Source organism: Methylobacterium guangdongense (genome assembly GCF_038442355.1).
GTDB lineage: Bacteria > Pseudomonadota > Alphaproteobacteria > Rhizobiales > Beijerinckiaceae > Methylobacterium > Methylobacterium guangdongense.
On sequence record NZ_JBBXMX010000001.1, the window covers coordinates 365,380 to 379,269 of the forward strand.

General features: G+C 69.3%; 17 protein-coding genes. 12 read left to right on the forward strand and 5 right to left on the reverse strand.

The window, feature by feature from the left end:
* Positions 1-355: 355 nt before the first annotated feature.
* From rpmI to AAHG09_RS01800, 7 genes are all read left to right on the forward strand, one after another.
* Positions 356-559, forward strand: a complete 204-nt coding sequence (rpmI, locus tag AAHG09_RS01770; RefSeq protein ID WP_007561407.1) for a 50S ribosomal protein L35 — start codon at positions 356-358, stop codon at positions 557-559.
* A gap of 51 nt (positions 560-610) precedes the next feature.
* The gene (rplT, locus tag AAHG09_RS01775) at positions 611-997 is read left to right on the forward strand and encodes a 50S ribosomal protein L20 (RefSeq protein ID WP_342104965.1); all 387 of its coding nucleotides are present in this window, start codon (positions 611-613) and stop codon (positions 995-997) included.
* 148 nt (positions 998-1,145) lie between these two features.
* Positions 1,146-2,228 carry a phenylalanine--tRNA ligase subunit alpha gene (gene pheS, locus AAHG09_RS01780; RefSeq protein WP_342104967.1) on the forward strand — a complete coding sequence of 361 codons (1,083 nt, stop codon included), beginning with the start codon at positions 1,146-1,148 and terminating at the stop codon, positions 2,226-2,228.
* Positions 2,229-2,242: 14 nt separating this feature from the next.
* Positions 2,243-2,545, forward strand: coding sequence for a hypothetical protein (locus AAHG09_RS01785; protein ID WP_244007350.1), 303 nt, complete (start codon positions 2,243-2,245; stop codon positions 2,543-2,545).
* On the forward strand, positions 2,542-3,048 hold the full coding sequence (locus AAHG09_RS01790) for a hypothetical protein (RefSeq protein WP_342104971.1): 507 nt from the start codon (positions 2,542-2,544) through the stop codon (positions 3,046-3,048). The genes AAHG09_RS01785 and AAHG09_RS01790 overlap by 4 nt, the downstream gene beginning before the upstream one ends.
* Positions 3,049-3,065: 17 nt before the next feature.
* Complete coding sequence (gene pheT / locus AAHG09_RS01795) at positions 3,066-5,486, forward strand: phenylalanine--tRNA ligase subunit beta (RefSeq protein WP_342104973.1); 2,421 nt, start codon at positions 3,066-3,068, stop codon at positions 5,484-5,486.
* A 10-nt stretch (positions 5,487-5,496) separates the two neighbouring features.
* Positions 5,497-6,378 (forward strand): DUF1186 domain-containing protein, encoded by an 882-nt coding sequence (locus AAHG09_RS01800; RefSeq protein WP_342104975.1) that lies wholly within the window; start codon positions 5,497-5,499, stop codon positions 6,376-6,378.
* Here AAHG09_RS01800 and AAHG09_RS01805 read toward each other — a convergent pair.
* The 3 genes from AAHG09_RS01805 to AAHG09_RS01815 all read right to left on the reverse strand — a co-directional run bounded on the left by AAHG09_RS01805 (position 6,367) and on the right by AAHG09_RS01815 (position 9,278).
* Entirely contained in the window at positions 6,367-7,152 is a 786-nt protein-coding gene (locus AAHG09_RS01805; protein WP_342104977.1) for a HesA/MoeB/ThiF family protein, read from the reverse strand. The genes AAHG09_RS01800 and AAHG09_RS01805 overlap by 12 nt on opposite strands.
* Positions 7,153-7,285: 133 nt before the next feature.
* Positions 7,286-7,807, reverse strand: coding sequence for a translation initiation factor IF-3 (gene infC / locus AAHG09_RS01810; protein ID WP_244007340.1), 522 nt, complete (start codon positions 7,805-7,807; stop codon positions 7,286-7,288).
* Between the two features lie 220 nt (positions 7,808-8,027).
* Positions 8,028-9,278 carry a glycosyltransferase family 4 protein gene (locus AAHG09_RS01815; RefSeq protein ID WP_342104979.1) on the reverse strand — a complete coding sequence of 417 codons (1,251 nt, stop codon included), beginning with the start codon at positions 9,276-9,278 and terminating at the stop codon, positions 8,028-8,030.
* Between the two features lie 143 nt (positions 9,279-9,421).
* On the opposite strand from AAHG09_RS01815, the gene AAHG09_RS01820 reads away from it, so the two are divergent.
* Entirely contained in the window at positions 9,422-10,189 is a 768-nt protein-coding gene (locus AAHG09_RS01820) for an alpha/beta hydrolase (RefSeq protein WP_342104981.1), read from the forward strand.
* A 20-nt stretch (positions 10,190-10,209) separates the two neighbouring features.
* Here AAHG09_RS01820 and AAHG09_RS01825 read toward each other — a convergent pair whose 3' ends face one another.
* Together AAHG09_RS01825 and AAHG09_RS01830 are read right to left on the reverse strand one after the other, a co-directional pair.
* Complete coding sequence (locus tag AAHG09_RS01825; protein WP_342104983.1) at positions 10,210-10,494, reverse strand: BQ00720 family protein; 285 nt, start codon at positions 10,492-10,494, stop codon at positions 10,210-10,212.
* Positions 10,495-10,597: 103 nt separating this feature from the next.
* Positions 10,598-11,026 carry an Hsp20 family protein gene (locus AAHG09_RS01830; RefSeq protein WP_342104985.1) on the reverse strand — a complete coding sequence of 143 codons (429 nt, stop codon included), beginning with the start codon at positions 11,024-11,026 and terminating at the stop codon, positions 10,598-10,600.
* Between the two features lie 408 nt (positions 11,027-11,434).
* Here AAHG09_RS01830 and AAHG09_RS01835 point away from each other — a divergent pair, with 408 nt between their 5' ends.
* The 4 genes from AAHG09_RS01835 to AAHG09_RS01850 all read left to right on the forward strand — a co-directional run bounded on the left by AAHG09_RS01835 (position 11,435) and on the right by AAHG09_RS01850 (position 13,886).
* Positions 11,435-11,926 carry a hypothetical protein gene (locus AAHG09_RS01835; protein ID WP_342104987.1) on the forward strand — a complete coding sequence of 164 codons (492 nt, stop codon included), beginning with the start codon at positions 11,435-11,437 and terminating at the stop codon, positions 11,924-11,926.
* A 79-nt stretch (positions 11,927-12,005) separates the two neighbouring features.
* Positions 12,006-12,494: a Tat pathway signal protein gene (locus tag AAHG09_RS01840; protein ID WP_342104989.1), complete on the forward strand. Its 489-nt coding sequence runs from the start codon at positions 12,006-12,008 to the stop codon at positions 12,492-12,494.
* A 132-nt stretch (positions 12,495-12,626) separates the two neighbouring features.
* Positions 12,627-13,319, forward strand: a complete 693-nt coding sequence (locus tag AAHG09_RS01845) for a MotA/TolQ/ExbB proton channel family protein (RefSeq protein WP_342104990.1) — start codon at positions 12,627-12,629, stop codon at positions 13,317-13,319.
* A 66-nt stretch (positions 13,320-13,385) separates the two neighbouring features.
* Complete coding sequence (locus AAHG09_RS01850) at positions 13,386-13,886, forward strand: ExbD/TolR family protein (protein ID WP_342104992.1); 501 nt, start codon at positions 13,386-13,388, stop codon at positions 13,884-13,886.
* Positions 13,887-13,890 lie beyond the last annotated feature (4 nt).

Consider the following 13,890-nt stretch of genomic DNA (forward strand, 5'->3'; position numbering starts at 1 on the left):
CTGACGGCTAAGGTTATGGTTCCTGGCGCCCCCTGCTGTCGCGCACTGTTTTGTGCAGTGCGCTCGCCGTCCCCGATTTCCTCCGAATCACCACGGCGGGCGACCTGGACCGAAACAGCGACAGGCCGGCTCCGTTCCGTCCTGGCCGGACACGGGTCGGCGATCGCCGAGGGACCGCAACGCAGCGGGGACGTTGCCGCCGTGTCAGGTTTCTGTCATAAGCCGCTCCGCGTCGAACCGCCCGGCCGATAGGGCTGCCGTGGCGGCTCGTGCTGCTCCACCAGAAGCATCTTTGCGCGCTCCCCCACCGACCCTCGCGGGTCGGCCGGACGGAGTTTCGCCAACGGAGAGCCAAATGCCCAAGCTGAAGACCAAATCGGGCGCCAAGAAGCGCTTCAAGATCACCGGCACCGGCAAGGTGATGTACGCCCAGGCCGGCAAGCGCCACGGGATGATCAAGCGGACGACCAAGCAGATCCGCAACCTGCGCGGCACCACGACCCTGTTCGAGGGCGATGCCGCCAACGTGAAGAAGTACTTCCTGCCGAACGCGCGGTAAGTCCTTCACCACCCGTTGCCACTGACTTTCGTCGAATCCAGGAGATAACCGATGGCCCGCGTCAAACGCGGCGTGACCAGTCACGCGAAGCACAAGAAGGTTCTGAAGGCCGCCAAGGGCTATTACGGCCGGCGCAAGAATACGATCCGCATCGCCAAGCAGGCGGTCGAGAAGGGCATGCAGTATGCCTACCGCGACCGCAAGAACAAGAAGCGCACGTTCCGCGCCCTCTGGATCCAGCGCCTCAACGCTGCGGTCCGCGAGCATGGCCTGACCTACTCGCGCTTCATCGACGGCCTGGCGAAGTCCGGTATCGTCGTCGACCGCAAGGCCCTGTCGGAGCTGGCGATCCACGAGCCGGCGAGCTTTGCCGCCGTCGTCGAGAAGGCCAAGGCCGCCCTTCCCCAGAACACCGCCCAGACCGCCAAGGCTGCCTGATCCAGGCCCACGGCGAGACGCACGGAAGGCGCGGTTCCCCAGGAGCCGCGCCTTCGTCGTTTGAGACGCCCTGCGCTTGCGCCGGGCGGCACAACGCGCGAGAGCACGCCGCAAAGGCTTCTTGCGCCAACCCTGCTTGATGACAGCGATGACCGATCTCGACAGCCTCGAACGCGATCTCCTGGCCCAGGTATCGGCGGCCTCCGACGAGGCGGCCCTCGATGCGGTGCGGGTCGCCGCTCTGGGCAAGAAGGGCAGCGTCTCGGATCTGCTGAAGACGCTGGGCTCGATGACGCCCGACGAGCGCAAGGAGCGCGGCCCCCTGATCAACGGCCTGCGCGACCGGGTTCAGGGCGCCGTCACCGCGCGCAAGACCGAGCTCGCCGAGGCTGCGCTCGAGGCCCGCCTCGCCTCCGAGCGGGTCGACGTCACCCTACCGGTCCGCGAGGTGCCGGAGGTGCGTGGCCGGATCCACCCGATCTCCCAGGTGATCGACGAGATCACCGCGATCTTTGCCGATATGGGCTTCGCGGTGGCCGAGGGCCCGGACATCGAGACGGACGAGCTGAACTTCACGGCCCTCAACTTCCCGCCCGGCCACCCGGCCCGCGAGATGCACGACACGTTCTTCCTGGCCCCCGACCAGGACGGGAAGCGCAAGGTTTTGCGCACCCACACCTCGCCCGTGCAGGTGCGGACGATGCGGGCCAAGACGCCGCCGATCCGGGTGATCATCCCCGGCCGGACCTATCGGCACGATTCCGACCAGACCCACACGCCGATGTTCCATCAGGTCGAGGGGCTGGTGATCGACACGAGCGCCAACATCGCCAACCTGAAATGGGTGCTGGAGGAGTTCTGCAAGGCGTTCTTCGAGGTGGAGAACGTGAAGATGCGCTTCCGCCCGTCCTTCTTCCCGTTCACCGAGCCCTCCGCGGAAGTGGATATCCAGTGCTCGCGCAAGGGCGGCGAGATCCGCTTCGGCGAGGGTGACGACTGGCTGGAGATCCTGGGCTGCGGGATGGTCCACCCGAACGTGCTGCGGAATTGCGGGCTCGATCCCGACGCCGTGCAGGGCTTCGCCTTCGGGGTCGGCATCGACCGCATCGCCATGCTCAAATACGGCATGCCGGACCTGCGCCCGTTCTTCGAGGCGGATGTCCGCTGGCTGGATCATTACGGGTTCCGGCCGCTCGACGTGCCGAGTCTGGTGGGCGGGCTGACGGGATAGCGTCGGAGGGCACCGTGCTGACTCACGCTCAAATTGCCGGTGTCGCCAACGAGGTGCTGCAGGCGACGCTCGGTCCCCACGGCTTCGAGCGCGCCGAGGTTGCCGACGACATCGATCCGGAAGGTGTTGCGGCCGTTCGCGTGTTGGCGCATTTCCGGCCCGGATCGCAGCCGGCCGACGGTCGGGCGGTGGTGGCCGCGCTCTCTGGGTTGCACACGCGGTTGCGTGAACTCGGCGAGGAGCGCTTTCCGTTCCTGCGCTATGCCTATCCCGATGACGAGATCCCGGGCGCAGCCCCCGAGGATTTCGATCCGTGATACGGCGGACACGAAATCCGCTCAGTGGCGGCCTGCTTGAGATCGCGGTTCATCTGACAAGCGTCCGAGGGCGGCGCATCGTCGAGCAGGCGGCCTTCCGGCGGGCCCTCAGCAGCGCGTACTATGCGGTCTTCCATTGCCTCTGTCAGATCTGCTGTGATGGCCTCCGCCTCTGGACCGCTTCGGCGGACGAGATCGAACTCGTCTATCGGAACCTCGAACACAACAAGGCACGGGACGTGCTGGTATCACCCAGGGCGCGTACGCTGCACCCAGACGTTTCGGCCGTCGCGGACGTCTTCATCGCCCTTCGCCGCTGGCGGGAAGATGCCGACTATAGTCCGCCGGGCATACTCGGCAGCGAGCAGAAGGTGCTGACCCGCACCGAGACCCGAACCCTGATCGCAGCTGCCGAGGAAACAGTCGGTCTTCTTGACGAGCTACCGCCCGACGTCAGGCGAAAGCTCGCGATTCTACTCACCACGCGATCGAGCCGACGCTAGGCTCTCGAAGGTCCATCATGAAATTCACCCTCTCCTGGCTCAAGGACCACCTCGACACCGAGGCCTCCCTCGATACCATCGCCGAGACGCTGACGCGGATCGGCCTTGAGGTGGAGGGCGTCGAGGACAAGGCCGCCGCGCTCAAGCCTTACGTCGTCGCGAAGATCCTGACGGCCGAGCAGCATCCGAACGCCGACCGCCTGCGCGTCTGCACGGTGGAGACCGGTGCCGGCGCACCGGTGCAGGTGGTCTGCGGGGCGCCGAATGCCCGCGCGGGTCTCGTCTCGGTCTTCGCGCCGCCCGGCACCTATGTCCCGGGCAAGAACATCACCCTGTCGGTCGGCACGATCCGTGGCGTCGAGAGCCGCGGCATGCTGTGCTCGGGGGCCGAGCTCGGCCTCGGCGAGGACCATGACGGCATCCTCGAACTGCCCGCGGAGGCGCCGGTCGGCCAGGCCTACGCGCTCTATGCCGGGCTCGACGATCCGGTCATCGAGATCAACCTGACGCCGAACCGGCCGGACTGCACCTCTGTCCACGGCATCGCCCGTGATCTCGCGGCGGCGGGGATCGGTACGCTCAAGGACGAGACCCTGCCGGGCGTGCGCGGCGAGGGCCCGTGCCCCGTCGGGGTCGAGCTGGCCTTCGAGCCGGCCGACCGGCACCTCTGCCCGCTCTTCGCCCTGCGGCTGGTCCGCGGCGTGACGAACGGCCCTTCCCCGGCCTGGATGCAGGCCCGCCTGCGCGCCATCGGCCTGCGCCCGATCAACGCGCTGGTCGACATCACCAACTACGTCACCTTCGACCGCGGCCGGCCGCTGCACGTGTTCGACGCCGCCAAGGTGGCGGGCGGCCTCACGGTGCGCCGCGCCCAGGATGGCGAGAGCCTGCTGGCGCTCGACGGGCGCACCCACGCGCTCACCCGCGATACCGTCGTGATCGCCGACCGGAACGGCGTCGAGTCGATCGCCGGCATCATGGGCGGGCAAGCGTCCGGCTGCGACGAGACCACCACGGACGTGCTGATCGAATCGGCCTTGTGGGATCCGACCAACATCGCGCAATCGGGCCGGCGGCTCGGCATCATCACCGATGCCCGCTATCGGTTCGAGCGCGGGGTCGACCCAGCCTTCACGCTACCGGGCCTCGATCTGGCGACGCGCCTCGTGGTCGATCTCTGCGGCGGTACACCGAGCGAGGCGCAGGTCTCAAGCGAGCCGCCCGAAGCTAGACGGATCATCGATTTCCCCTGGAGCGAGGTGCGCCGCCTCGCCGGCCTCGACGTTCCGCAAACCGAGATGACGACCATCCTGGAGACGCTGGGCTTCCACGTCTCGGGCACCGGCGACCGGGTGACGGTGCGCACGCCGTCCTGGCGGCCCGACGTGGAGGGCAAGGCCGATCTCGTGGAGGAGATCGTGCGGATCGCCGGCCTCGACCGGATCGAAGCCAAGCCCCTGCCGCGTCTGGCCGATGTGGGCGGCGCGCTGCTGACCGTGATGCAGAAGCGCACGCGGACCGCCAAGCGCGCCCTGGCGAGCCGCGGCCTGATGGAGGCGGTGACGTGGTCCTTCGTCCCGCACGACGACGCCGTGCTGTTCGGCGGCGGCGGCGCTGACTTGGCCCTGGCCAATCCGATCGCGTCCGACCTGTCGGACATGCGCCCGAGCCTCGTGCCGGGCCTCCTGCGCGCCGCGCAGCGCAACGCCGACCGCGGTTATCCGGACGCCGCCCTGTTCGAGGTCGGCCAGTGCTTCGCCACCGACGAGCCGGAAGGCCAGACGATCCGCGCAGCAGCCGTCCGTCGGGGCAGCGCCACCCTCGCGGGGGCCGGGCGTCACTGGGACGGCGCGACGGAGACGGTGGACGCGTTCGACGCGAAGGCCGACGCCCTGGCCCTGCTCGGTAGCCTCGGCGTGCCGACCGGCGGCCTGCAGGTGACGGCCGGCGGCCCGTCCTGGCTGCATCCCGGGCGTTCGGGCACGCTGCGTTTCGGCCCGAAGACCGAGATCGGCTGGTTCGGCGAGGTACATCCGCGGACGCTCCAGGCCCTCGACCTCAAGGGTACCCTCGTGGCCTTCGAGATCGTGCTCGACGCGCTGCCGCTGCCCAAGAACAAGCCGACCAAGGCCAAGCCAGCGCTGACGCTCTCCGAGTTCCAACCCCTGTCGCGCGACTTCGCCTTCGTGGTCGGCCGCGACGTGCCGGCCGGCGATATCGTGAAGGCCGCCCAGAACGCCGAGCGCAAGCTGGTGACGGGCGTCGACGTGTTCGATCTCTACGAGGGACCGGGCGTGCCGGAGGGCGCGAAGTCGGTGGCGATCGCGGTACGGCTGCAGCCAGTGGACCGCACGCTGACCGATGCCGAGATCGAGGCCGTCAGCGCCAAGATCGTCGCCGAAGTCTCGCGCCGGACCGGCGCGACGCTGCGCGCCTGAGGATAGCCATATGGACCGGACCGCCCTGCTCATCGCGGATCTCGCGGCGGCCGAGCGCCGGCCGACCGCGGCTTTGCGCGAGGCCGTGAAGCATCCGGCCGCGATCGCCGAGGCGACCCTGCCGCTGCTCGAGGCGGCGGCCGATGAACGCGCGTTGACCCCGGAGGAGGCCAACCTCCTGTTCTGGGGTCTTCACGTCATGGCGCAGGCTCGGGACGCCCGCGCCCTCGCGCCGCTGCTGCGCCTCCTGCGGCAAGACGAGGAAAGCCTCGATGCCGTGCTGGGCGACGCCCTCACGGCGACCCTGGCGAAGGTCCTGGCGAGCCTGTTCGACGGCGATCCGCAGCCGCTGTTCCGCTTGATCCTCGACAGCACCGTGGACGATTTCGCCCGCATGGCGCTGCTCTGCGCCTGCACCTTCCTGACCCTGGAGGGCCGGATCGACCGCGCCGCGACGCACGACCTGCTGGTGCGCTTCGACGACGCCAAGGCCGCCGTCGAGGAGGCGCCGGCCTGGACCGGCTGGGAGGAGACGATCGCCCATCTCGGCTTCCGGGATCTCGCACCCCGGGTCGCCGCGGCCCGCGCCGACGGACGCATCACCGACGCGGTGAGCGACGCCGACTGGTTCAAGGAGGCCCTGCTCAAGGCCGAGACGAAGCCCCACGACCGCGACCGGCTCGGCCCCTACCAGTACGGCTATCTGGACGATGCGGTCGAAGCCCTGGACTGGACCGCCGAGGGGGCGGGTGAGCCGCAGCGTAACCCGTTCAAGGATGTCGGCCGCAACGACCCCTGCCCGTGCGGCTCGGGCAAGAAGTTCAAGAAATGCTGCCTTGGCAAGGCGCAGGCCGAAGGCCCCTGGATGCCGCCCGGATCGCTATTCGGCTGAGACGCGGGTCCCGCTCAGGGGATTCTCCGGGTCCCACCCGTAATGCAAGGTTTCGAACCGCATCGAACGGGCATCGACCATGAGCAGGCGGCCGACCAGGGGCTCGCCGAAATTCGTCACCGCGCGGATGACCTCCATGGCCATCAGCGAGCCCATCACGCCCGCGAGTGCCCCCAGCACGCCCGCCTCGGCGCAGGCGGGGACGCTGCCGGGTGGCGGCGGATTCGGGAACAGGCAGCGATAGGTCGGGTTCGGATTGCCGTCCGGGCCGGTCTCGTGCGCGCGGATCGTGGTGAGCGTGCCGTCGAAGCGGCCGAGCGCCGCCGTCACCAGCGGGCGGCGGGCGTGGAAGCAGGCGTCCGAGACGGCGTAGCGCGTGGCGAAATTGTCGGACCCGTCCGCCACGAGGTCGTAGCCGGCGATCAGCGCGACGGCGTTGTCGGGATCGATCCGGATCGGGTGCGCAATCACCGCGACATGCGGGTTGAGGCGGGCCACGGCGGCCGTGGCGCTCTCGACCTTCGGCCGCCCCAGATCCGGCGTGCCGTGGATCACCTGCCGCTGCAGGTTCGACAGGGAGACGGTGTCGTCATCGATGATGCCGATCGTGCCGATCCCGGCCGCCGCGAGATACTGGATCAGCGGCGCGCCGAGGCCGCCCGCGCCGATTACGAGCACCCGGGCGGCCTTGAGCCGTGCCTGTCCGGGGCCGCCGATCTCGGCCAGGACGAGGTGGCGGGCGTAGCGTTCGATTTCGTCGGACGAAAGGGCCATGCGGCAGCCCATAGGCCTTCGCGGCGGCGCACGGAAGCACCGGCGGCCACGGGAGGGGGATCGTCGGGACCGGCGCTGGGGCTGACAGGCCCCAGAGCCGTGGATCAGCAGAGACGCGGAGACCCGGCGGCGCTCAGCGCGGCGCCAGGATCATGATCATCTGCCGGCCTTCGAGCATCGGCTCGCTCTCGACCTTGGCGATCTCGGCCGTTTCGTTCTTCACGCGCTCCAGGAGGCGCAGGCCGATATCCTGGTGAGCCATCTCACGACCACGGAAGCGCAGGGTCACCTTGACCTTGTCGCCCTCCTCGAAGAAGCGGTGCACCGACTTCATCTTGGTGTCGTAGTCGTGCTTGTCGATGCCGGGGCGGAGCTTGATCTCCTTGACCTCGACCGTCTTCTGCCGCTTGCGCGCCTCGTTCTGCTTCTTCTGCTCGTTGAAGCGGAAGCGCCCGTAATCGAGCAGCTTGCAGACGGGCGGCACGGAGTTCGGCGCGATCTCCACGAGATCGAGGCCGGCTTCCTCGGCGAGATTGAGGGCGTCGAAGAAGGGAACGACACCGCGGTTCTGGCCGGTATCGTCGATCAGCTGCACTTCCCGCACACCGCGAATGTCGCGGTTGGCGCGCGGCCCGTCCTTCTGCGGGGCCGGCATGGCTCTCATCGGTCTACGAATGGCTTAGGTCTCCTGCTGAAACGACGAAATGGCGGACCGAACGACCCCCGCGAGGATCACCCGGCCGCCGGCCGCTCCGGTCTGATCCGGATCTACTACGTTGGGGGAAGCGCAGCCAGAGTCAACGGCCGATCGCGGCAGCGACCGAAAATAATCGGGCGCCGGTGCCGGATGTCAGTGGGGACCCGACAGGGCTCGATCACCGGCCGTCGCCCAGCAATCGGGCATAGACCGCGAGCGTATCCCCGACCATGCGATCGAGCGAAAAATGCGCCTCGACATGCGTGCGGGCCCTGCGCGCCATGGCGTCCCGGGCACTGGCCCCGAGGGCGAGGGCTTCGGTGAGCGCGGCCGCGAGGGCCTGGGCGTCCCCCGGCGCGACGCGCCAACCGGTGCGCTGCCCGGGCGGGACATCCGGTGAAGCCAGGACGGTCTCGGGGACGGCCCCCAGATCGGAAACGACCACGGGTGTCCCGAGCGCCTGCGCCTCGACCGCCGACCGTCCGAAGGCCTCGGGCTCGACGGAGGGCACGGCCACCACCGAGGCGGCCCGGAAGGCCGCCGGCATGTCGGTGCAATGGCCGACCCGGCGCACGATGCCGCCGAGGTTGCGGGCCGCGACCAGCGCGTCGAGCTCGCGTTCGTAGGCGGTCCGCCCCTGGGCATCGCCGGCCAGCACGACGGCGAACTCGCGGACACCCTGGTCGCGCATGTGCGCGGCCGCCTCGATCAGCACGCGCTGGCCCTTCCAGGCTGTCAGGCGGGCGGCCAGGAGAATGACCCGCTCGTGCGGCGCGACGTTCCAGGCCCGGCGCAGGGCCTCGACCCGGCCGGCTGCGACGGCGACCGGGTTGAAGACGGCGAGATCGGTGCCCCGGTGGATCACCTGGACCCGGTCGCCGGCCTGCTCGGCATGCATCCGCTTGATGAGATCGGCGGTGTAGTGGGAGTTGGCGATCACCACGTCGCCGCGGGCCATCACGGAATTGTAGAGGACCTTCACGCTGGTCCGGCCCGAATAGCTGCCGTGATAGGTCGTCACGAACGGCAAGCCGAGCCGGCGCGCGGCGCCGAGCGCCACCCAGGCGGGGGCGCGGGAGCGGGCATGGATGATCTGCACGCCCTCGCGGCGACAGAGCAGCATCAGCCGCAGGACGTTGACCGCCATCGCGGCGGGATTCTTGGACGCCGCCGGGAAGCGCAGCCAGTGGCCGCCCTTCGCCTGCAGCTCCCCGACCAAGCGCCCGCCTTCGGTCGCCACCAGGGCGCGGGCCCCGACCGCCGCCAGGGCGCCCGCGACATCGACCGTCGTGCGCTCCGCACCCCCGGCTTCGAGCTCGGGGATGATCTGCAGGATCCGCGCGCCCGCCAGGGCGCCGACCGCGGCGGGGAACCCCGACAGGCCACGGGGCTCGTGACCCGTCCGCGGTCCCTCGGCGAGGACGCGCATGCCGCCTGCCGGTATCTGCCAAATGCTCGCTGCCATTGCTTCAGCATCGCCGTCGCGCTTTACGGTCCGGTAAACGGATGTTGAAGCGAACCGTCTCAAGGACGGCGTTTCTTCGCGCGTGGTTGGGGATATCGGAGATCCGTATGACCGAGAGCGAGCCGCGTTTCCTCACGGTCGGCGCCGGCGGCGCGGAGCGGCGCATCGCGGTGCGCGAGCGCCCGGGCTCAGGGCCGCCGGTGGTGTGGCTCGGCGGGTTCCGGTCGGACATGAAGGCCACGAAGGCCAGCGCCCTCGACCAGTGGGCGGCGGAGGCCGGACGCCGCTTCGTCCGGTTCGATTACGCGGCCCATGGCGAATCCAGCGGCACGTTCACGGACTGCACGATCAGCGCCTGGCTGGAGGACGCGCAGGCCGTGCTGAGCGCCCACGTCGACGAACCGCCGATCCTGGTCGGTTCCTCGATGGGCGGTTGGATCGCCTGTCTCGCCGCCCGCGACCGGGCGGCGCGCGGCGTGGCAACGGCCGGCCTCGTGCTCATCGCACCGGCCCTGGACTTCACGGAGGATCTGATCTGGGGCCGCCTCAGCGAAGCGGCGCGCGCCATGCTGGTGCGGGACGGTGTCCTGCGCAGGCTGAGCGACTACGCGCCGGAACCGGACCCGATCACGCTCAAGCTGATCGAGGATGGTCGCAGGAACTGCATGCTCGGCGAGCCGTTCGATCCGGCCTGCCCGATCCACATCCTTCAGGGCATGCGCGACACCGACGTGCCCTACGCCCACGCCCTCAGGATCTTCGACCGCCTGCCGGCGGAAGGAACGGTGATGACCCTGATCGCGGATGGCGACCACCGCCTGTCACGGCCGCAGGATATCGCGCGGCTCGTGGCGGCGGTGGCCGAGATGGTCTGACGGGCCGAGGCCCGCCCGGCTCAATGCAGGCTGACGGGCTGCAGATCGTTCGCGGCGGCATTGGCCAGCACGACATCGCGGGAATCGGCGAGCATGATCGGCGCTCCGCTCGCCGAGAGCAGCGCGAACAGGTCGAGGCCGGGGGACAGTTCCGGGGCCTGCGGGAAGAAGCGGCGTACCTCGTCGGACCGGATCGGCCGGACATAGGCGATGTGCCCCTCCCCCAGAGCCGCGAGATCGGCCGGCTGGAAGTCGGCGGGATCGAGATCGGCGGGGGTCAGGGGCGACGGGTTCAGATTGGTCATCAAAGCCCTCCTGGGGTGGCAGAGCGTCCGCGGCCGGTCCCGAAGGCACCGGCGGCACAGGACGCATGTGGGGATTGCTGCCGTCCGATCAATCTCTTCGGTCTCAGCCGCGCGAGCCGATATCGATCTTGCGCACGATCCGATCCGGCTCCGGCCGGACGAGGTCGATCGACAGCAGGCCGTTGGCGAGATCCGCGCCCAGCACCTCCATGCCGTCGGCGAGGAGGAAGGTGCGCTGGAACTGCCGCGCCGCGATGCCGCGATGGAGAAAATGCCGCTCGCGCTCATCGACCTGCCGGCCGCGCACCACGAGCTGACTCTCTTCCAGCATCACGTCGAGCTGCTCGCGGGTGAAGCCCGCGACCGCCAGCGTGATGCGCAGCCGCTCGGGCTCGCTCTCGGTCCGGGGCAGCCGCTCGATGTTGTAGGGCGGATAGCCGTCGTTGGCGGCCTTGGATACCCGATCGAGGGCCTGCTCGATCTCGTCGAAGCCGAGCAGGAACGGATGCCCGAAGGGCGAGGTGCGCGTCATCGCGGCCGTCATCCAGAAAGCGAGGCCTCCGCCCCCGGGGCTTGCCGCCGCCCCGTGATGCCTGAGCACCTCGTCGACAGGGAGCCCGCCAGGGCAGCGCTCCGCCGGACGAGACGACGCCGGCAACTCGACGATATGGCCGCGGCGGTGCCGGCCATCAAGGGAGGCGCCCGGTTTCGCCCGCCCGTGTTCGCCACCGTTCGATCGGGCTAATTAGGCAATCAAACGCAGGCAATATTGGCAAGTTCGCGAACCGTTACGCTTCCGCCTAACAGTTTGGAACTGCTCTGATTTCCGCGCTGGGCCTTGATCAAGGCCGCGCTCGTGGCTTACTGCCGCCGCGTGTGAGCGGACGATCCGATCGAACGAGCACGCCCGTTTAACGTGTGACGCGAGGCACGGCAGCCTATGGACGCGCCCCCGACCCTGTCGAACCCTACACCGATGCGGCGCGTGGTCGACGTGTGCGGCGACGAGGCTGAGATCCTAGCGTTGTCGGTGGCTCGTTTCGTCGCAGCCGGCTACATGACCAGCGACGTCGCCTGCTGGAACGCCGCCTTCGACGGGGCGGAGCAGTTGCTCGGTCCGGCGGAGGGCTGCCGGTTCGTGGCCTGCGTGGTGGCGATCATTCGCGCGCTGCGGGCCGAGCGGGAGGAGGATTGGTCGTTCATGCCGGCAAGCTGCTGCCGGGTGACAGGCCACGAATGCGCGTTGGTCAATCTGCTCAATCGGGGCCGGCGGCGGCTCTGGACGGATCTCGAAGAGTCCGCGGCGGAGATCACGGGGCGCGACGCGGCGCCGCGGCTCGTGGCGGCAGTCCGTGCGGCCATCGATCCGCTCGAAGCGGCGGCCGAGCGTCTGGCGCCGGCCACCCGCCGCGGTGGCGTCGTACTTCACTGATTCCCTGGGGATCAGCGCGATCAAATAGAGCGGCGGGCTCTCGGCCCACCCTACGGATCAGGAAGAGGATAACGGTTCGGTGCTTGCCTTGAGCGTTCCCCTGTACCGCCGGCGGATTGGGCGTATCGCCCTCGACACGGTGGCCTGCGTCGCGCTCTCGGCGCTCCTCGTCGTCTCGGCCCTGGCGCAGGACGCGTCCGAGAAGGCCGGCGAGAAGGCCGGGCCGCTGAAGTTGCAGCTCAACAAGGTCGAGACGGCTGGCGAGGCCTGCCGCATCACCATGGTGATCGACAACACCAAGGGGACGAGCCTCAAATCTTACAAGGTCGATCTCTTCGCCTTCGACACGGATGGCGTCGCGCAGAAGCGCGTGGCCGTGGAACTCGGGCCGCTGCCGCCGCGGAAGACCGTGGTGAAGATTTTCGATTTCCCCGGGATCGCCTGCAACAAGGTGGGGCGTGTCCTGTTGAACGACGTCCTGTCCTGCGACGGGGGCGACGCCGCCCGCGAGGCCTGTCTCGAACGGACCGAGACGGATTCGAAGGCCGGCATCCCGTTCGACCGCTGATCCCGTCGGCGCGACGGACGATGCGGTGACGCCGTCCGGCGGCAGGGGCTGCCGGGCGGTCAGCGGCATTCGCCGCACCCCGATATGACGGCGGCGCAAGGCCGCGTAAGACCAGGACGCCAGGAGCCCGCGATGGACCCGACACAAGCGCCGATCGAGGCGGCCCACGACTTCTCGTTCCTCGGCCTGTTCCTTCAGGCCGATCCGATCGTGAAGGGCGTGATGATCCTCCTCGTCGTCGCCTCGATCGCGTGCTGGACGGTGGTGTTCGAGAAAATCATCCGCCTCGCGGCCGCCCGGCGGCAGGCCAAGGAATTCGCCGCGCTGGTCAAGGCCGGCGGCAAGCTCGACGGCGAGCTCAGCGGCATCGCCGGCCACGTGGCGCGGGCCGGGATCGACGCGTGGCGCGATCAGGATACGTCCGAGACCCGGGCCGAGCGCCGCGAGCGGATCGAGCGGGCGATGAAGGGCGCGCTCACCCTGGAGATGAAGCGCCTGCGCACCGGCCTGTCGCTGCTGGCGACCTCGGGCTCGACCGCGCCGTTCGTCGGCCTGTTCGGCACGGTCTGGGGCATCATGAACTCGTTCTCGTCGATCGCGCGCAGCCAGGACACGTCGCTGGCCGTGGTGGCGCCGGGCATCGCGGAGGCTTTGTTCGCCACCGCGATCGGCCTCGTCGTCGCGATTCCCGCCGTCATGGCCTTCAACAAGCTGTCGGGCGACGTGAGCGCGGTTCAGAGCACCTTCTCGTCCTACATCTCGCTGCTGGGCAACCGCCTCGCCCGCGACCGGGCCGGCGCACAGCATCGCGCAGCCGCCGAGTAAGCCGCGCCCTGAGCCTTCTGCCGCGCCCGTCCGCACGGGCCGACCGCACCGAACCGGAGACGCCCGATGGCGATGGGATCCATTCGCGCGAGCGACGACGACGACCTCGAAGACATGCCGATGTCCGAGATCAACGTGACCCCGATGGTCGACGTGATGCTCGTGCTGCTGATCATCTTCATGGTCGCCGCGCCGCTGATGACGACGGGCGTGCCGGTGCAGCTGCCCAAGACCGCGGCCCCCAAGGTGGCGCAGTCGAAGAAGCCCCAGGAGGTGACGGTCGACAAGGACGGCAATCCGTCGATCGCCAAGGAGGTGTACACGATGGCGAGCATCGTGCCGCGCCTGCGGGAGATGGCGGCCACCGACAAGGATCAGGTCATCCTCGTGCGCGGCGACCGTGACGTGCCCTACGGCAAGGTGATGGAGGTGATGGGTCTGGTGGGTCAGGCCGGCTTCACCAAGGTCTCGCTGATCGCGCAGTCCCCCGGCGGCGCCGCACCGGCGGCCTCGCCAGCCCCCATGGCCGCGCCGTCTGCCGCCGCCCCTGCCGGGACCGCCCGCTGAACCG